General features: G+C 66.1%; 17 protein-coding genes and 1 pseudogene. 8 read left to right on the top strand and 10 right to left on the bottom strand.

Going from position 1 to position 18,057, the window contains the following annotated elements; translation table 11 throughout:
- The first annotated feature begins 18 nt into the window (after positions 1 to 18).
- From C6A86_RS14125 to C6A86_RS14145, 5 genes are all read left to right on the top strand, one after another.
- A complete protein-coding gene (locus tag C6A86_RS14125) occupies positions 19 to 1,236 on the top strand; it encodes a sensor histidine kinase (RefSeq protein WP_105365857.1) in 1,218 nt (405 codons plus the stop codon).
- 36 nt (positions 1,237 to 1,272) lie between these two features.
- Positions 1,273 to 1,923 carry a response regulator transcription factor gene (locus C6A86_RS14130; protein WP_105365858.1) on the top strand — a complete coding sequence of 217 codons (651 nt, stop codon included), beginning with the start codon at positions 1,273 to 1,275 and terminating at the stop codon, positions 1,921 to 1,923.
- Positions 1,924 to 1,963: 40 nt separating this feature from the next.
- On the top strand, positions 1,964 to 2,776 hold the full coding sequence (locus tag C6A86_RS14135; RefSeq protein WP_105365859.1) for an acyl-CoA thioesterase domain-containing protein: 813 nt from the start codon (positions 1,964 to 1,966) through the stop codon (positions 2,774 to 2,776).
- A 93-nt stretch (positions 2,777 to 2,869) separates the two neighbouring features.
- Positions 2,870 to 3,715 carry an EamA family transporter gene (locus tag C6A86_RS14140; protein ID WP_396835321.1) on the top strand — a complete coding sequence of 282 codons (846 nt, stop codon included), beginning with the start codon at positions 2,870 to 2,872 and terminating at the stop codon, positions 3,713 to 3,715.
- A gap of 9 nt (positions 3,716 to 3,724) precedes the next feature.
- Entirely contained in the window at positions 3,725 to 4,075 is a 351-nt protein-coding gene (locus C6A86_RS14145) for a hypothetical protein (RefSeq protein ID WP_105365861.1), read from the top strand.
- Positions 4,076 to 4,077: 2 nt separating this feature from the next.
- Here the strand turns inward: C6A86_RS14145 and C6A86_RS14150 are convergent, their stop codons facing one another.
- Genes C6A86_RS14150 through C6A86_RS14165 form a run of 4 tightly spaced genes read right to left on the bottom strand, consistent with a single transcriptional unit; the run spans position 4,078 to position 8,205 of the window.
- Positions 4,078 to 4,941: an ABC transporter permease gene (locus tag C6A86_RS14150; protein ID WP_105365862.1), complete on the bottom strand. Its 864-nt coding sequence runs from the start codon at positions 4,939 to 4,941 to the stop codon at positions 4,078 to 4,080.
- Complete coding sequence (locus C6A86_RS14155) at positions 4,938 to 5,813, bottom strand: ABC transporter permease (protein ID WP_105365863.1); 876 nt, start codon at positions 5,811 to 5,813, stop codon at positions 4,938 to 4,940. Before C6A86_RS14155 ends, C6A86_RS14150 begins: the two co-directional genes overlap by 4 nt.
- A 31-nt stretch (positions 5,814 to 5,844) precedes the next feature.
- Complete coding sequence (locus C6A86_RS14160) at positions 5,845 to 7,032, bottom strand: spermidine/putrescine ABC transporter substrate-binding protein (protein WP_105365864.1); 1,188 nt, start codon at positions 7,030 to 7,032, stop codon at positions 5,845 to 5,847.
- Between the two features lie 39 nt (positions 7,033 to 7,071).
- Positions 7,072 to 8,205 carry an ABC transporter ATP-binding protein gene (locus tag C6A86_RS14165; protein ID WP_105365891.1) on the bottom strand — a complete coding sequence of 378 codons (1,134 nt, stop codon included), beginning with the start codon at positions 8,203 to 8,205 and terminating at the stop codon, positions 7,072 to 7,074.
- 292 nt (positions 8,206 to 8,497) lie between these two features.
- Here C6A86_RS14165 and C6A86_RS14170 point away from each other — a divergent pair, with 292 nt between their 5' ends.
- Positions 8,498 to 9,925 (top strand): cytosine permease, encoded by a 1,428-nt coding sequence (locus tag C6A86_RS14170; protein ID WP_105365865.1) that lies wholly within the window; start codon positions 8,498 to 8,500, stop codon positions 9,923 to 9,925.
- Here C6A86_RS14170 and C6A86_RS14175 read toward each other — a convergent pair.
- The 6 genes and pseudogenes from C6A86_RS14175 to C6A86_RS14200 form a co-directional block, all read right to left on the bottom strand.
- Positions 9,922 to 11,049 (bottom strand): epoxide hydrolase family protein, encoded by a 1,128-nt coding sequence (locus C6A86_RS14175; RefSeq protein ID WP_105365892.1) that lies wholly within the window; start codon positions 11,047 to 11,049, stop codon positions 9,922 to 9,924. The two genes, C6A86_RS14170 and C6A86_RS14175, sit on opposite strands and share 4 nt — an antisense overlap.
- 45 nt (positions 11,050 to 11,094) lie before the next feature.
- Positions 11,095 to 12,570, bottom strand: coding sequence for an adenylate/guanylate cyclase domain-containing protein (locus C6A86_RS14180; RefSeq protein WP_105365866.1), 1,476 nt, complete (start codon positions 12,568 to 12,570; stop codon positions 11,095 to 11,097).
- Positions 12,557 to 13,177: a hypothetical protein gene (locus tag C6A86_RS14185; RefSeq protein ID WP_233213227.1), complete on the bottom strand. Its 621-nt coding sequence runs from the start codon at positions 13,175 to 13,177 to the stop codon at positions 12,557 to 12,559. The genes C6A86_RS14180 and C6A86_RS14185 overlap by 14 nt, the downstream gene beginning before the upstream one ends.
- A gap of 181 nt (positions 13,178 to 13,358) precedes the next feature.
- The gene (locus C6A86_RS14190) at positions 13,359 to 14,675 is read right to left on the bottom strand and encodes an alkaline phosphatase (protein WP_105365867.1); all 1,317 of its coding nucleotides are present in this window, start codon (positions 14,673 to 14,675) and stop codon (positions 13,359 to 13,361) included.
- A 66-nt stretch (positions 14,676 to 14,741) separates the two neighbouring features.
- A pseudogene (locus C6A86_RS14195) lies at positions 14,742 to 15,166 on the bottom strand (tautomerase family protein).
- Between the two features lie 28 nt (positions 15,167 to 15,194).
- A complete protein-coding gene (locus C6A86_RS14200) occupies positions 15,195 to 15,896 on the bottom strand; it encodes an SDR family oxidoreductase (RefSeq protein WP_105365869.1) in 702 nt (233 codons plus the stop codon).
- 94 nt (positions 15,897 to 15,990) lie between these two features.
- Between C6A86_RS14200 and C6A86_RS14205 the strand changes: the two genes are divergently transcribed.
- Both C6A86_RS14205 and C6A86_RS14210 read left to right on the top strand, forming a co-directional pair.
- Entirely contained in the window at positions 15,991 to 16,458 is a 468-nt protein-coding gene (locus C6A86_RS14205; RefSeq protein WP_199196410.1) for a helix-turn-helix domain-containing protein, read from the top strand.
- A 28-nt stretch (positions 16,459 to 16,486) separates the two neighbouring features.
- Positions 16,487 to 18,052, top strand: a complete 1,566-nt coding sequence (locus tag C6A86_RS14210) for a hypothetical protein (RefSeq protein WP_311101201.1) — start codon at positions 16,487 to 16,489, stop codon at positions 18,050 to 18,052.
- Positions 18,053 to 18,057: the final 5 nt, after the last annotated feature.

Raw genomic sequence — 18,057 nt, forward strand, 5'->3', positions numbered from 1 at the left:
CGGACCTACCATTGTCCGATGCGCTTGGCTGTGCCCGAATTCCTGCGTGCGCGTTTCGCGCGGCACGGCGAGCTCAACGAGCTCGGCTGGAGCCCGATGTTCGTCATCACCACCGATACCGCGTTGGCCTTGATCGCGCTGATCTGCACGCTGCAACGGCCCGCCTCGGATTATCTGGTCGCGGTGCCGGTGGGCATCATGGTCGCGATGTGCCCGCTGGTCGTGTTCTTTGCCGCCGGCGCATCGTTCAACCCCTTGCTCATCTGGGGGGCCTGGTCGGGTGCCGCGGCGATCTTCCTGTTCGGCACGTCGACCCCGATCGCGTTCGATTTCGCCCCGCTGATCCTGGTGCTGATGGTCGGTGCGGTGGGCGCGATGACACCGCTGGCCGGCGGACTGGCCGCGACGGCATCGGCGGCCGCCATGTTGGGTGCCGCCGCGGCTTCACACCGGCTCGACGGGGTCTGGCTGTATCTGAGCGTGCTGGGGATGGGCTGGCTGGTGGGTTATCTGATGCGGATTCAGCAGCAGCTGATCGTCGCGCAGCGCGCCGCCCAGGATGCGCTGTCCGCGCATGCCGCCGCCGATGAGCGGCGCCGGATCGCCCGCGAGGTACACGATGTCATCGCGCACTCGCTGTCGGTGACGCTGCTCCACCTCACCGGCGCCCGGCGCGCGCTGCAGGAGGACCGCGATGTCGACGACGCGGTCGATGCGCTCGAGGACGCCGAGAAGCTCGGCCGCGAGGCGATGGCCGATATCCGGCGCACCGTCGGACTGCTCGATGTGGCTCCGATGCGGATCGCACCGGAGCCCGGCGTCGATGACATCGCACGGCTCACCGACGATTTCGCCCGCGCCGGCCTGACCGTCACGTTGCGCACCGAGGGTTCCACCACCAGGGTGTCGCCGGCGGTGGGGCTGGCGCTGTACCGGATCGCACAGGAATCGCTGGCAAATGTCGCCAAGCACGCCCCGGAATCGCGGTCGACGGTCACGCTGGCGGTCATCGGGGACCATGCCGAACTTTCGATCACCAATGAGCTGCCGGTGGCGGTGTCGGCGAGCAGTCGCCGCGCACCGGATGGCCGCGGTGTGCGCGGGATGCGCCAGCGGGTCGAGTTGTTGGGCGGCGTCATCGATATCGGACTGACCCGCGAGGGGTGGGCGGTGCACGCCGAGGTGCCGTTGGGCGACTCCGGCGCCACGCCCGCGGCCACCCGGTGCGGGGGATAGCGGGTGGCAGTCAGGGGTGAGCGAGGCGACGGAGGCTTGAGCGATATCGCAGTGCTGCTCGTCGACGACCAGGACCTAGTGCGCTCCGGGCTGCGCCGGATCCTGCGCCGCAAGGACGGATTCGTGGTCGTCGCCGAATGTTCGGACGGTGACGAGGTTTTCGACGCCCTGGCCGAGCAGTCCGTCGACGTGGTGGTGATGGATCTGCGGATGAAGCGGGTCGACGGTATCGAGGCGACCCGACGGCTGGCCGACGCCGGCGGCCCGCCGGTGCTGGCGCTGACCACCTTCAACGAGGACGATCTGCTGTCCGGCGTGCTACGCGCCGGTGCCGCCGGCTTCGTCCTCAAGGATTCCTCGGCCGAAGAGCTCATCCGGGCCGTCCGCGCCGTCGCCCACGGCGACAGCTACCTGGATCCGGCGGTCACCGCCAGAGTGCTCAACACCTACCGCAAGTCCGCCGAGGGCCGGCCACAGGTGGAGGTCAGTGAGCTCACCGGGCGCGAACTCGATGTCCTGACGCTGATCGGCAAGGGCCACACGAACGCCGAGATCGCCGCGGAACTGTTCATCTCCGGCGTCACGGTGAAGAGCCATATCGGGCGGATCTTCGACAAGCTCCGGTTGCGGGACCGCGCCGCCGCGATCGTCTACGCCTATGACCACGGCATCGTCGCTCCGCAGTAGCCGACGCACGGCCCGAAAAGGACTATGCGACGATGCGCAAATGAGCGCGCGCCCGTTTCATTTCACCCAGACCGAGCACGACACCTACGCGCCCAGCACGTACGCGCAGAGTCACTGGGGTCCCGACCACCTCAATGGCCCGGCCCTGGTCGGGCTGGTGGCACGAGCACTGGAGACCAGCTTCGGTGACCCGGAGTTCCTGCCGTCCCGGCTCACCGTCGACCTGTTCAAGGCCGCCCGCGGTGTTCCGACGATCACCAAACTGACGCTGGTGCGCGATGGCCGGCGGGTGCGCAACGCGGAATGCGAACTGATCCAGGACGGGGTGACGGTGGTGCGGGCCACGCTGGTCCAGTACCGGCTCTCGGCACCTCCGCGGGGCACCGAATGGGTCTCGCCCGCCGAGTTCGTCGGCCCGCCCGATCGGGATGAGAGCCGCGGCATCGGGATCGGCAGTGACGAGGTCGGGTGGACGGCCACCATCGCCGATCACCAGAATGCGTCACGTAAGCGGTTCATCAACCGGACCATCGACGTCGTCGACGGCTACCGCAACACGCCGTTCGTGCGCGCAGCCATGGCCGCCGAGGGCACCAGCCTGGTCACCAATCTCGGTACCGCCGGCGTCGGCTATATCAACGGCGATCTCACCGTCGCGCTGGCCCGGCTGCCGCGCGACGAGTGGATCGGCGTGCAGGCCGATTCGCATTGGGCGGCAGATGGAATCGCGGTCGGCACCGCGACGCTGTTCGACAGCCACGGTGCCATCGGATCGGGGATGGTCACCGCCGTCAGCAACCCGGACGCACAGATCGACTTTCGCAATGACCCGTTTCCCGACCGCACTCGTTGATCTCGGCGCCGCTCGGGAAAACTCGTGGACAGGACTGCGCGGGCACCGTTGAATGCAGGGGTGGCATCCAGCGAGGCACGTAACGGCGCGCTCATGGCCGTGGCTGCGATGTGTTCGGTACAGGTTGGCGCCGCCATCGCCGTCGGGTTGATCGACGATATCGGCGCCACCGGCGCTGCCTGGCTGCGCTTGTTCTGGGCGGCCCTGCTGCTGCTGATCATTGTGCGGCCCCGCCCGTCGTCGTTCACCCGGACGTCATTTCTGGCCTCCGTGCTGCTGGGCGTGGTCACCGCCGGCATCACCGTGCTGTTCATGATGGCTGTGGAACGTATCCCGCTGGGTACCGCGAGCGCACTGGAATTCCTTGGGCCGCTCGGCGTCGCGGTACTACACGGCAACGGGCCCAGCAGGATCGTCTGGCCAGGGCTCGCGGCTCTGGGGGTGGTGCTGCTCACCGAACCGTGGGCCGGTGCCGTCGACCTGGCTGGGGTCGGTTTCGCCCTCGCCGCCGGATTCTGTTGGGGCGCCTACATTCTGCTGACCCAGCGGGTCGGGGACGAGGTGAGCGGACTGAGCGGTCTGGCGGTCTCCATGCCGGTGGCCGCCATCGTTGCGTCGGTGGTCACGGGTCCCGATGTGCTGGGGCGCATGACACCGCACCTGTGGCTGGCAGGCATCGGGCTGGCATTCCTGTTGCCCGTCATCCCATTTGCCCTCGAATTGCTGGCTCTGCGCCGGCTCACCACCGCCGCGTTCGGAACGCTGATGAGCCTGGAGCCGGCGTTTGCGATGCTGATGGGCTGGGTGATCCTGCATCAGGTCCCGGCCGCGCTCGGGGTCATCGGCATCGTCGCGGTCGTCATCGCCGGTGTCGGCGCGGCGCGATCCGGTGACCGTCAGGCGTCACGTGTCGCGGCGGACCTGGCAAGGGGAGGTTAGCCTCAAGACATGTCCAGCAGAATCTTCGACAACCCTGTCGCCCGTGCGCTCAACCGAGGGGCCGTCGCCCTGACCCACGTGCCCGTGCTCGGCGGCCTGGTCGGTCGCGGCCTGGTCGAGATTCGCTACACCGGGCGCAAATCCGGTCGTAGTTTCCAGACCCCGGTGAACTACCGACTCGACGGCGATCGAGTGATCATCGCCGTCATGTCGCCGGACGCCAAGCGCTGGTGGCGCAATTTTCTCGGCGAGGGCGGGCCGATCACGTTGCTCAACTTCCGCGGCAGTGACCGCACCGGCCACGCCATCGCCACCCGTGACGACCGCGGCCGGGTGCGGGTGGACGTTCGGCTCACCTGACCTCAGATGACGATTTTCTTGCGGCGGTAGAGGGTACCGGCCGCCAGCAGCACCAGGCTCACCACCAGAATCGCCGTCGCCAACACGTTGATCTGGGGTGGCACAGCGGCTTTGACCGCCGCGTTGACGTAGAGCGGATAGGTGACGGTGGATCCGCTGACGAAATAGGTCACGATGAAATCGTCGAGTGACAGCGCGAACGACAGCATGCCCGCGGCCACGATGCCCGGCACGATCAGCGGCAACGTCACCTTGAAGAACGTCCGCGCCGGGCTGGCACCCAGATCCATCGACGCGTCCTCCAACGTCCAGTCGAAACCGCGCACCCGGGCCCGCACCGTCATCGCGATGAAGCTGACCTCGAAGGCCACATGCGCGATCAGGATGGTGGTGTAGCCCGCGGCCCAACCGAAGTCCAGGAACAGCGTCAGCAGCGAGGCACCCATCACGACCTCGGGTGCGGTCAGCGGCAGGATCATGAACGTGTCGACGGCCCGATAACCGGCAAAGCGCTGGCGTACCAGGGCGATGGCCAGCAGCGTGCCGAGGACCAGTGCGATGAGCGTGGACACGAAGGCGATGTTGAGGCTGAGTTTGAGCGCCTCGGTGAGTGCCGGATATTTGAAGGGATCGGCCCAGTTGTCCAGCGTGAAACCCTGCCAGGTGTAGTTGAACTTGCCCGCCGGGTCGTTGAACGAGAACAGCACGATCACCATGATCGGCAAGAACAGGTACAGCAGTACCAGTCCTGCGACGATACGCAGCGAAATGTCACCCCACTTGCGCCGGGAACGAACATGTTTCGGTGCGGTCGGCCTTTCGGTGACCATGCGCTTCCCTGTCGCAGCGCTCGCCCCGGCCGTCATACGAGGTCCTCCGTGCCCAGCGCCCGGGTGTACATCAGCACCCCGACCAGAATGAGACCCATCAGACCCAGGCTGAGTGCGGCAGCGGCCGGGTAGTCCTTCACCACCAGGAACTGTTTCTGGATCACGTTGCCGATCATCGTGGTCTGGGTGCTGCCCAGATAATCGGCATTGATGAAGTCACCGACCGACGGGATGAACACCAGCAGGCTGCCGGCCAGCAGTCCGGGCACGGCCAGCGGAAAGATCACCTTCCGGAAACTGCGGGTGCCCCCGGAATACAGATCGCGGGAGGCCTCCAGCAGTCGCGGATCGATCTTCTCCAGGCTGACGTAGAGCGGCAGGATCATGAAGATGATCCAGTTGTAGGTCAGCCCACCGATCACCGCCCAACTGGTGGACAGCAGCCGGCCCTCCTCCGGGAGCAGCCCGATCGCGCCCAGCGCGCTGACCACCCACCCCTCGTCGGCCAGGATCGTCTTCCAGGCGATGGTGCGGATCAGGAACGTCACGAAGAACGGCAGGATCACCAGGCCGAGGATCAGGTTCTTGAACCGGCCGGCCTTGAACGCGATCACATAGGCCAGCGGAAAGGCCAGCAGCATGCACAGCACCGTCGCGGCGGCCGCATAGCCGAACGACCGCAGGATCGGGTCCTGATAGAGCTTGAACGCGTCGATGAAGTTCCCGAAGTTCCAGTCGAACGTCAGCGTCGGCAGATACACCGAACCACCCGACGAGGACAGCGACGTCCTGGCCAGTGAGAAGAACGGCACCACGAAGAACACCGCGAGATAGGCCAGCGCGGGCAAGATCATCAGGTATGGGGCGATCTTGCTCCGCTGCCTACTGCTGGTGGCGACTCCAGCCATTTATTTTCCCTGTATTCGCTGAGCCATCGACCTAGCCGCCGGTGACAGCGGCGTACAGGGTGTTGAACTCCAGGGTCTGCTCGTCGGTGAGTGCGGCCCACGACTTCAGGTTCGCCTGCATCTCGGCCGGCGGGTTGATCAGCGGGTTCTCCGCCGATGCCGGATCGATCTTGGCGAGCTCGTCGGTCATGTCCGAGAGCGCGGGCACGTACTGGGTGAAGGCGACCAGCTTCGCGTAGTTGGCCCGGTCGTAGACGTAGTCGATCCACGCCTCGGCGGCCTTCTGGTTCTGGGTGGTGTACGGGATCACCATGGTGTCGATGAACCAGTCGCCGCCGGACTCGGGGACGACGAACTGCAGATCGGGATTGTCGGCCTGCAACTGCACGACGTCACCGGAATAGGCCTGTGCCACCGCGATATTGCCGGCGGCCAGATCATCGGCGTAGTCGTTGCCGGTGAAGCGGCGGATCTGCCCCCTGTCCTTCTGTTCACGGACCAGATCGACGGCCTGGGTGATGGATTCCGTGGACGGGTTCTCCGGCGTGTTGCCCTGGGACAGCATGATCATGCCGAGGCCGTCCTGGACGTCGGAGAACAGGCTGACCCGGCCCTTGAACGCGGGGTCCCACAGGTCGTCGATGGTCCTGATATCGCGCCCGGTGGCCGCCCGGTTGTAGGCGAGACCGACCATGCCGGTCATGTACGGCGCGGTGAACTTCCGGCCCTCATCGACCTTCGAGTCCAACAGGTCCTGCCGCAGATTCTTGCGGTTGGGCACGCCGGCGTCGCTGATCTCGTTGAGCCAGCCCAGGCCCTTGACCCGGGCGGCCATGAACTCGGTGGGCACCACCAGGTCGGCACCGATGTCCTGCTTGCGCGACAGCGGCTCTTTGACCTTGGCGAACCACTGCTCGTTGTCGTTGTAGTCCTCCTTGTAGTCGACGGTGATCCCGGACGCCGTCTGGAACGCGGCGATGAAACCGTCGGCCATGTAGAGCGGCCAGTTCGACACGCGCAGTGTGCCGCTGGCGGGTCCACCGTCATCCTGGGCGCTCGACGAACCGGAGCTGCTGCTGTCGGATCCGCACGCGGCGAGGAACGACGACCCGAGGATCGCCGCCGCGGCTGTGGCGGCGCTGCCGCCGATGAACCGTCGCCGGCTGGTGCGGTTGGCAGCCAGTCGGGACAGTAGCCGGGGATCGATCTCGTTGGACATGCGGTGCCTTTCGTGAGGGAGGGGAGTGCAGCGAAGAGATCAGGATTCGTCGAGCATCTCTTCGAGATCTTCGGTGGTGGGGATGTCCGCGGCCGGCAGAACCAACGACGCCTCCGGGGACCAGCTGACGTAGACCTCATCGCCGGGCCGCAGCAGCGGCAGACTCTGCTCCGGGCCGACATGCGCGACCACCGTCGAGTCGTCGGGTGCGGCGAGCGACAGTCGCACCACGGGGCCCTGAAAGGTGAGATCCCGCACGGTCGCCCGGACCACCGCGAGATCGCCGCCGGGTTGATCGGTGGAGACCTGGACGCGTTCGGGCCGGATCATCAAGGTGGCCTGTCCACCGGACTCGATGGCGGTGTCGCCGGGACGCGACTTCAGCGTGGTGCCGAGCACCTCGATCTCGACGAAGTCGCGGTTGGTCCGGCCGGTCTGCTTGCCGGCCCACAGGTTGGCCTGCCCGATGAAGCCCGCGACGAAGACCGAGGCGGGTCGGTCGTAGATGTCGGCCGGGCTCCCGATCTGCTCCACGTTGCCGGCGTTCATCACCGCGATCCGGTCACTCATCGTCAGCGCTTCTTCCTGGTCATGGGTGACGTAGATGAAGGTGATGCCGACCTCACGTTGGATGCGTTTGAGCTCGAACTGCATGGCGTGGCGGAGTTTGAGGTCGAGCGCGCCCAGTGGTTCGTCGAGCAGCAGTGCGCTGGGGTAGTTGACAAGGGCGCGGGCCAGCGCGACGCGCTGCTGCTGACCGCCGGACAACTGCGCCGGCTTGCGCTTGGCGAAGTCGGTGAGCCGGACGATCTCGATGATCTCATCGACGCGCCGTTTGACCTCACCTTTCCCTTTTGTCTTGTCGATCTTCATGCTGCGCGGGCCGTAGGCGATGTTGTCCCACACCGTCATGTGCGGGAACAACGCGTAGTGCTGGAACACGGTGTTGACGTTGCGCTTGTGCGGGGGGACCTTGGACACGTCGACGCCTTGGAGCCGGATGGCGCCGGCGGTCGGCGTCTCGAAGCCGGCGATCATCCGTAGCGTGGTCGTCTTACCGCAGCCTGATGGCCCCAGCATCGAGAAGAACTCTCCCGCGGCGATCGTGAAGTCGGCATCGGCCACGGCGACGTAGTCGTCGAAGCGTTTGACCACATGGTCGATCTCGATCACGGGCTCGCCCCTGCGCAGGGGTGTCCCGTTCTCGCCGACGGTCTGGTCAGTGGCGGTGGCGTGTGTACCGGTCAGGGCGGAGCCTCCCTCGAGCATTGCGGTGGTCTTGATCAACCATTACCGATCACCAGTTCCTTCGCAAGCGATTCCGCAACGAATTTACATTCCGACAATGGAATCCATAGCTCTTTTGCGGCATTGGAGACAGAATCCGCTGCGCCGATGTGTCGACACGCACAGGCATCGGAGGTGTGGGCCCGGACGGACCGGGGTGGCGTGATCGAATACTCGCATGACCGGCGGCCTGACAAGTGGTACTCAGACATCCAACCGGGCGATTGATTCGCCGTCGTTCAGCGGCAGGTCCCCGGCCGGCGCCGGCGATCTCTCGGTGGAGACGCACGGTATTGCGCCCATCGCCGCCGACCGCCGCTACGGGACACCCGCGCGGTTGTTCACCGTGTGGTTCGCACCCCAGGTCAACATGACCGGCGTTTTCACCGGCACCCTGGCCATCCTGCTGGGCCTCGGGTTCTGGCTGGGACTGCTGGCGATGGTGATCGGCACCGTGTTGGGTGGACTGGTGGTGGCGTACCTGTCCACCTGGGGTCCGCGCACCGGTACCGCGCAGTTGCCGTCGGCGCGGCTCGCCTTCGGTCCGGGTGTGGCGTTGCCGGCCGCTCTACAGTGGCTGTCCTCGATCGCCTGGGACGCGCTGGTCGGCCTGTTCGGCGGGCAGGCGCTCGCCCTGCTGCTCGACATCCCGTTCTGGGTGGCCGTCTTGATCGTGCTGGCCGTGCAGGGCGCGGTCGGATTCGTCGGCTACGAACTCATCCACCGACTGCAGGCCGTGTTGACGGTGGTGCTGTTCGCCACCTTCGTGGTGTTCGCCGTCAAACTGGTCCAGGGCCACCCAGCCGGCACGGTCGTGACACCCGCCACCGTCACCGGTGCCGATCTCATCGGCGCGTTCGTGCTCGAGGTCACCATCGCGCTCAGCTTGACGATCTCCTGGGCAAGCTACGCCGCGGACTTCAGCCGCTACCTGCCGGTGGAGTCGCCGAAGGCCAAGGTGTTCGGGTACACATTCGGCGGAATGGTGCTGGCGTACATCTTCGTGCAGGGCATCGGGATCGCCGCTGCCGATGTGATCGGTGCGCACACCGCCGAGGGCGTGCGCGATGTGATGGGCGGCGGCGCACTGGGCGCGGTGGCACTGCTGATCATCGCCTTGGCCTCAGTGGGCTCCGGTGTCATGAACGACTACAGCGGTTCGCTGGCCCTGCAGACGCTCGGCGTACGGGTGCGCCGGCCGGTGTCCGCGGTCGTGGTGACCGTCCTCGCGTTCTTTCTCATCTTGTGGCTCGAGGGTGCCGACACCTCGACGAGGTTCCTCGATGTGCTGTTGCTGATCGGGTACTGGATTCCCGCTTTTGCGGCAATCATCGGCATCGACTGGGTGCTGCGGACCCGCGGCGCCGGTCCCGCCGTCGACGTGGCCTCGGCGTTCACCGAACGCCGCCACGCCATCGCGGCGCTGGCGGTCTTCGTGCTCTCCTATGCCGCGGCGATGCCGTTCATGAACACCACACTGATCAAGGGGCCGGTGGCGGCCGCCTGGCATGGCGCCGATATCGCATACTTCGTCAATTTCGTTGTGGCCGCGCTGCTTTACGGCGGCTACCGGCTGCTCGCCCGCCCGGCGGGCCGGGCCGATTAGCGTCGCACCGTAGCGAAGAATGCCCTGATGTCCTCGATCAGCAATTCGGGTTGTTCGAACGCGGCGAAATGCCCGCCGCGCGGCATCGTCGTCCACCGGGTGATGTTGTAGTGCGATTCGCACCAGGGACGCGGCGACCGCATGATCTCCTTCGGGAAGTCCGCGACACCGGTGGGCAGCGACACCGGTTCGCGCTTGCCGAAGGCGCCGAAACTCTCCCAGTACAACCGCGCCGATGACGCCCCGGTGCCGGTGAGCCAGTACAGCATCACGTTGTCCAGCAGCTCATCCCGGCTGAACACGTTCTCCGGGTGCCCGTCGCAGTCGCTCCAGGACCAGAATTTCTCCACGATCCAGGCCATTTGGGCCACCGGCGAATCGACCAGACCGTAGCCCAGCGTCTGCGGCCGGGTGGCCTGCTGCTTGGAATAGCCTGCTTCCCATTTCCGGTAGTGCTTCATCGCCGCGAAGGCCGCCTGGTCGTCCTCGGTCGGGTTCTGCATGCTCTCGGTCGTGGGTTGACCGATGGCCATGTTGGTGTGAATCGCGCAGCACCGGCCGACATTCCGCCCGATCTGCGTGGTGACGGCCGCACCCCAGTCGCCGCCCTGGGCGCCGTAGCGCTCATAACCCAACCGGCCCATCAGGGTGTCCCAGGCCGTCGCGATCCGCTCGACACCCCATCCGGTGGTGGTGGGCTTGCCGGAGAAGCCATAGCCGGGCAGTGACGGGCAGACGACGTGAAACGCATCCTCGGCGCGGCCGCCGTGCGAGGTGGGATCGGTCAGTGGGGCGATGATCTTCTGAAACTCGACGATCGATCCCGGCCAGCCGTGGGTGATGACCAACGGGAACGCGTCCTCGTGCGGGGACCGCTGGTGGATGAAATGGATGTCCAGGTCGTCGATGGCGGTGACGAACTGCGGGAAGCGATTGAGCGCGGCCTCCCGCGCCCGCCAGTCGTAGCCCTCGGCCCAGTACTCGGCGAGATCCCGGGTGTAGGCCAGCGGGATGCCCTGGCTCCAGTCGTCGACGCATTCGGCCTCGGGCCACCGGGTATGCGTCAGCCGGCGGGACAGGTCGTCCAGTTCGTCGTCGGTCACCGCGATCTGGAAGGGCGCAATCTCACTCATTGGTTGATGATCGCTCGCAAGCTTCGCTCATGGCCATCATCGTGGCACGTGGACATCGGTCGGCTCGGAACGCCCACGCAACGTCACCTCGCCGTGTCTGTCCCAGTGCCTGACTTCGTCGCCGGCCCGCTCCATAGCGGCGCCGGAACACGCGATGCGCGCCGGCAGTGTCTTGGCGATATCGGCCAGCCGCGCAGCCTCATTGACCGGATCCCCGATGACCGTGTATTCGTAGCGGTTTTCCGCACCGATGTTGCCTGCGAACGCGGGCCCCGCCGAGACCCCGATGCCGTAGTCCAGTTCCTGGCGCCCGAGGGCCGCGCCCAGCGTGCGGGCCGCCGCCAGCGCCGACGCGGCCGCCGTCTGCGAGGCGATGGGCGCGCCGAACACGGCCAGCACCGCATCGCCCTGGAACTTGTTGATCAGCCCGTGGTGGGCCTCGACGGCGGCCACCACGATCCGGAAGAAATCGTTGAACACGTCGGCCACCTCGGCCGGGGTGCGGGTCATCGCCAGGGCGGTGGAACCCGTCACGTCGATGAACAGGACGGCCACTTCGCGCACATCGCCGGACAGCACGTCATCGGTCACCGCACCCGTCTCGATGGCCATACTCACCACTTCGGGACCGACGTGCCGGCCGAACAGGTCGCGCAGACGGTCACGCTCCTGCAGGCCCGCCACCATCCGGTTGAACCCGTGCTGCAACCTGCCGATCTCGGATTGCTCGTACACATCCACCTGCTTGCCGATGCGGCCCTGCTCGACATCGGCCATCGCGTCGATGATCTCGCGCAGGGGATCGGAGATGGAGATGGAGACCAGCATCAGGGTGCGCAACCCGAGGAATACCGAGACCAGTGAGAGCAGCACCACCGGGACATCCACCGACGCCGACTCCGGGATCAACCAGCCGTTGGCGCGGGCCACCACCATGATCGCGATGGTGAGGCTCGGCACTGCCGTGGTGAGCGTCCACATCAGCACCAGTCGCGCCTGCACGCCGGGGGCGGTCACACGGCCGTCGAAATCCCTTGACGCCGCGGCAACCACAGGCCGGGTGACCCGCTGGGTGAACAGCAGGCTACTGCTGGCGGTGGAGATGCCGCCGAACAGCGCCGAGACCTCGATGAGCAGGATCGGCTTCCAGCCGGTGATGCCGCTGGCGATGATGAAGACCGCCGCACCGAGCAACCAGATCGACAACAGCAACACCGACTGGCGCAGGATCATGTTGATGGCGGCGCGACGCTGGCGCACATTCGGTTCGATTCCGGCCTCGAACCAGCGCAGCGATGGCGCGATGATGCGGTAACCGCCGATCCCCGCCAGCACCGTGCCCAGCAGCACCACGACCAGAACGGTCCACAGATCGCCCTGCGGCACCAACACCTCTGCCCCACTGTGGTTCTGGCGGCGCAGCGACATCAGGACGATGAAGACCTCGCCGGAGGTGAGCAGGTGCGCGAAGACCAGACCGGCCGTGAAGCGGACCGCTCTAGTGCGGGACATCGGTGTACACCGCGGCGTAGCCCTCGGCGGAGAAGGTGAATCCCTTGCCGCTGGATTCGCTGCCACAGGACACCCCGGTGGCTTCCTGGACGTTGCACCGGAATCCCGCGACCTGCAGCACCTTGCCGAACGGCAGCGTGGCGATCGGGGTGTCGGTGTCGGTGGCTGTCTCGACGAACCGGACGTCGGAGCCGCGATCGATCACGATGGTGTTCGGCGCGGCCGGTTCACCATCGGCTCCGGGTACCGCCGTCGGCGCGCCCGTGATGCCCAGCGTCGACGACGTCGCCGGGCGGCAGCCCGCCGAGGCGTGCGGCACGATCTCGCATTGCCAACGACCGCTGGGGGTGGCGAAGCGATACACCTTGGGCGTCTCGGTGACGACGTAATACTCCGATGCGTCGGCCAGGACCCTATTCGACCTGTGCTCCGGCAGGCGCGGTGGCGGTGCGGGTGTGTCGACCGGGGTCCAGGGCTCGCCGGTGTTGACGATGGTGGGGGAGCCGCAGCCCGCGAGCGCGACGGTCACGAAGGCGGCCCCCAGCGCCCTGCGCGCGGAAGCACGGACCCGGCCATGGTTGTTGTCGTCGTCGCCGCGGTGGGTCACCGCCTCAGGGTAAGGCCCGGGCAATCGGATCCGGCTGAACGCAACCGGTGACGTGTCCCGGGCGGCGGCGAATGCTGGCGAAACCCGGAGCCGAGCCCGCGAGATTGCTGTTATTGCGGCTGTTACTCGAACAACCGCGCGATAACGGCAATGTCGCGGCATGCCGCCTAGAAAGCTGTTCTCAGTTGCCGAACAGTTCGGTCACGACGTCGTAGACGTGGGTGTTGTGGTGCACGCCGGTAAACCGCTCGGCGAGCGGACCGGCGGCCGTCACCGGCACCATGGTTCCGGTGTGCTCTGGAGTCGTCCAGTCAACCTTGAACTGTCGGTCGGTGCCCTTGATGGTGAAAGGACCGCTGCGCTTGGGGACACCACCGCCCGCCAGCGGCATGTTCTCCGGAGTTTCGGCCCAGTAGGGCACCGGGTCATCGGCGATCTGATCGCTGTTGGGCTCGGGCTCGCCGTCATCGAGCACGTTTTCGATGGCCATACCGCCGGTTTCGTGGTCGGCGGTGACGATCAGCAGAACGTCGGGATGTTCCTTCTGGTACTCCGTGATCACCTGGACCATGGCGTTCACGGATTCACCGGCCAGCATCATGTTCTGGGCGTCGTGCTCGTGGCCATCGGAGTCCAGGTCATCGCTCTCGATGACGAGGAAGAATCCCTTGTCGTTCTGACCAAGGATGTCCAGCGCCTTGGCGACCAGTTTCTCCGGTGCCACGTAGTGCGGGTCGTTCTGGTAGTCATAGCCTTCGATCTCGGTGGAACGCCGCTTGGCGCTGTCCTGCACGAGCGCGAGCGCCCTGGGCCCGGCCAGTGCGTCGAAGGTCTCGCGGTCGTACGCGTAGCCGTAGCCGAGTTCTTCGGCGCGCTCGACAAGGTTCGAGGTACCTTCGCTGGCATCGTCGTCGCCGACGTCGGGAATCCTGCCGGCGTCACCCTCTGGGTACCAGTACTTTTCGCCACCACCGAACAGCACGTCGACACCGCGGTCCAGGTAGCCCTCGGCGATCTCGACCTTGAGATCCCGGTCGGCAACCGGTGCGCCGAAGGCCGCGAGCGTGGCGTTGGTGACGTCGTGGTCGTTCACCAGGCCGGTTGACATGCCGCGGTCCTTGGCGAGGTCGAGCAGCGTCGGCACCGATTCGCCGCCCGGCCCCAGGCCGGTGGTGCCGTTGGGGACCTTCTGGCCGATGGCCCACGCGGTGGCCCCGGCGGCAGAGTCGCTGACCGCGTACTCGGAATCACCCGGGATCGTGTCCAGCATGCCCGCGAAAGGCAAAGCGTCCATCGGCTGGCGCTCGTCGAGCCCGTAGGAGTGGTACTGGATCGCGGTGCGCTGCTGTGAACCCATCCCGTCTCCGCTGAGGATGATGACGCTGGGATTCTCTGGCAACGCTCCGGATTCGGCGGCCGGGTCACTGCATGCACCCAGGGTGAGGGCGCCGACGGCGACAAGCGAGAGCAGTGGGACGACACGATGGGTGACGGGCATGCGAGGACACTTGCAGTGAGGCAATGCCGCCGCCACACCGCAGAATGAACGCTGGGCGAACAGTTCTCAGTACACGGATGCGGCGTTGGACCGGACCCATTCGCGTTCGGCCTCCGAACCCGCCGGCGGCGGGATGAGCCCGTTGATCATCCAGAGCTCCTCGCTGGTCTCGTCGACGTGGAACTCCCAGTGCAACCCCTCGTGCCTGTCGAGGTAGGGCTGAGAATCGACTTGATCCATCGACTGGTGCTTTGTCTGCCTGCGGAATCCACGCTGCTGCGGGCGATGTGTTCGATGACGACGCGCACACCGACCGGCGTGGGCTCGCCACCGACGTACAGATTCACCGGTGTCGTCTCATTGAAGATGGCGACCACATAGAAGCGCGGCAGCCCGATCTTCTCGTAGTGATCGGTGATGCGCGAAGCCAGTTCGCGCTTCTCGGCGTCGGTGAAGATGCCTGGGGTGTGGTGAATGGTCCAGAGCGGCATGGTTTTCGGCCTTCCTGCGCCAGCCCGGTCAGTGCGCCAGGTCGAAGACGAGGTTTTCGACGGGCCCGGACAGTTGGGCCTTCACTGCGACGGAGACCTCGTCGACCAGGACCTCGTGGGCTCCGGCTTCCAGGGCGTCGATCACAGTGGCGGCAACATCGCCCGGAGCGGTCTTGGGCAGGGCCACGTCGGAGACCATCTCGGTGTCGACGAATCCGACGTGCACGCCGAGCACCTGGGTGCCCTGGGCTCGTAGTTCCAGGCGCAGGGAATTGGACAGCGACCAGATGGCGGCCTTGGAGGCGCCGTAGGCTCCGCTGCCTCCCACCCAGGACAACGCGGAGTGGACGTTCACCAGCGCGCCGCCACCGTTGCCGGCAAGTATCGGCGCGAACGCCCGGGTGACCCGCAACGGACCGAGGGTGTTGATGTCGAATGTCGTGGTGATGTCGTCGAAGGCTCCGGTCAGCAGAGAGCCCGGCAGCAGAATGCCGGCGTTGTTGATGACGATGTCGACGTCGGAGGCGATCGCCGCGAGCGCGCCGACCGATGTCTCGTCTTGCACCTCGAGGGGGACGCTGACCACCTTTTCACGACTGTCCGAGTACTGCTCGCGCGCAGTCGAATACACCTTGGCCGCGCCGCGGGAGAGTACCTCGTCTACCAGTGCCGAGCCGAGACCGCGTCGGCCTCCGGTCACCAACACTGTCGTGCCACTGACTGCAACCATGACTGTTCCTCCCAGCTGAATAACGAATGCGTTACTGAGATACAACCACAGGTAGCTGAGTAACGCAACCATTAGCTACACTGGGGCGATGGCCATGACATTCGAGCGACAGCTTCAGGATCGCGAATCCTGGACTGCCGGCGACCGCTGTTCGGTGGCCAGGGTGCTGGATCTGCTGAGCACCAAGACGGTGTTCCTCACTGTCCGCGAATGCTTCTATGGCACAAAACGGTTCGAAGACTTCGTGGAGCGCATCGGAACCTCGGCGCCCGCGGTGTCGCGTGCGCTGAAGCAGTTGGAGGCCGCCGGCGTGGTCCAGCGAGCGCCCTACCGAGAGCCCGGCAGCCGGGCGCGCGATGAGTACCACCTGACCCCGGCCGGGGAGGACCTGTTGCCGGTCTTCCTGTCGCTGATGCAATGGGGCGACGCGCACCTGCAGGACGGCAAGCCGCCGCTGTCCTTCCTCGATCGGCAGGGCCGGCCGGTACGCGTGCGGGTCACCGCCGATGCCGATGGCCCCGCGGTGTGCTCGGCCGATCTTGAGATCCGCTACAACAGGTGACGATGGGAGTCGCGGTTAAACTGCGCACGTGACGCAGGCGGCCGGACGGGACGACCCTGCGCTGAGCCCGTTCTCGGTGTTCGCACTGCTCTACACCGTTGCCATCGTCATGGAACTGGGCGAGCAGTGGATCGATCCCTGGTTCACCGGCGCCTTCATCCTGCTCGCCGGCACCGCGATCGCCACCGGCATGACCCGGCCGAAGTTCCTGGTGTTGCTGGTCGCGTCGACCGCGTACTTCCTGCTGTTCCGGTTCCCGGATGTGGCCAACCACGTCAACCTGGTGCTGTGCCTGAACCTGGCGATGATCCTGGTGTTCGCGCATTCACTGATCCGGCGCCGGGATGCGCCCGATCACGACTACGCCGCGATGCTGCCGGTGCTGCGTATCGGTCTGATCCTGGTCTACGTCATCGCCGGGTTCGACAAGCTGAACGCTGATTTCTTCGACCCCGCGGCCTCATGCGCGGCCGGCATGCTGCAATCCATCATCGCCGCCATGCAGACCCGGTTCCTCGGGGTGCCGCTGGTGGTGCCGGTCACCGTCGTGATGGCCTACCTCGGCTATCGGTTGCTGCGACGAGGCAGATTCGGCACCGGCGGGAACCGAATGTTCTCCGTGGTGGTGATGGGCACCGCTGCCGCCGGTCTCGCGGCCGTCCTGCTGGTGCTGTTCACGCCGCACTTGGGTGCCGTGGCGCCGATGATCGGTGTCATCGCGGCGGTAGCGGTGATCGGGTGGGAGCTCGGCGGGGGTCTGCTGCTGTCCGTCCCGCGGCTGCAGGCGGGCATCCTGGTGTTCTCGCTGATCATGCACGCCGCGCTCGCGCTGATCGGGTTCGTCGATTTCGGGGCGCTGGCCGTCGCGCTGCTGTTCACCTTTGTCCCCGCGAGCCACGTCCAGCTGCTGACCGCGCCCCGGGTGCGCGCCTACGCGGGAATCTGCTTCGGCATCGCACTGGTGTGTGGGTGGAGCGCGCACGTTCACCGCATATCCGAGCTGACGCTGCTCACCGGCCTGGCCCTCGACGCCGCAGTCATCATCGTGGTCTGGCCGCTGCTGACGACGGTGTTCTCAGCGGACCGCGCCCCGCGCTGGGAGGGGGTGCGCATTGTCGACCCGCGGATGCCTGCGCTGCTCTACGTCTTCCCGGTCCTGTTGATTTTCATCGGCCTGACGCCCTACCTGGGTTTGCGCACCGCAGGCAATTTCTCCATGTTCAGCAATCTGCGTACCGAGGGGGAGTCGTCCAACCACCTTCTGCTGGGCAGCAATCCGATCAAGGTGTGGGGGTACCAGGAAGATGTGGTCTGGATCCTCAAGATCGATGATCGCCATGGCGACAGCATCTACCACTACGACGGGTCCCCGCGCGGCTACGCGCTGCCGGTCGTGGAATTCCGCAAATGGATCCACGCGTGGGACCAGGCCGGCGATACGGTGCCGATGACGTACGCCTACGACGGGTACCGCTACACCACTGCAGACATCGTCACCGATCCCGCTTGGCGCACCGACGATCTGACTCCGCAGCTCTACCTGATGGACTTCCGCTACATCCAGCCCGGACAACCCAACTACTGCCGGTGGTGATCACC

The organism is Mycobacterium sp. ITM-2016-00316 (assembly GCF_002968335.2).
Classification (GTDB): domain Bacteria; phylum Actinomycetota; class Actinomycetes; order Mycobacteriales; family Mycobacteriaceae; genus Mycobacterium.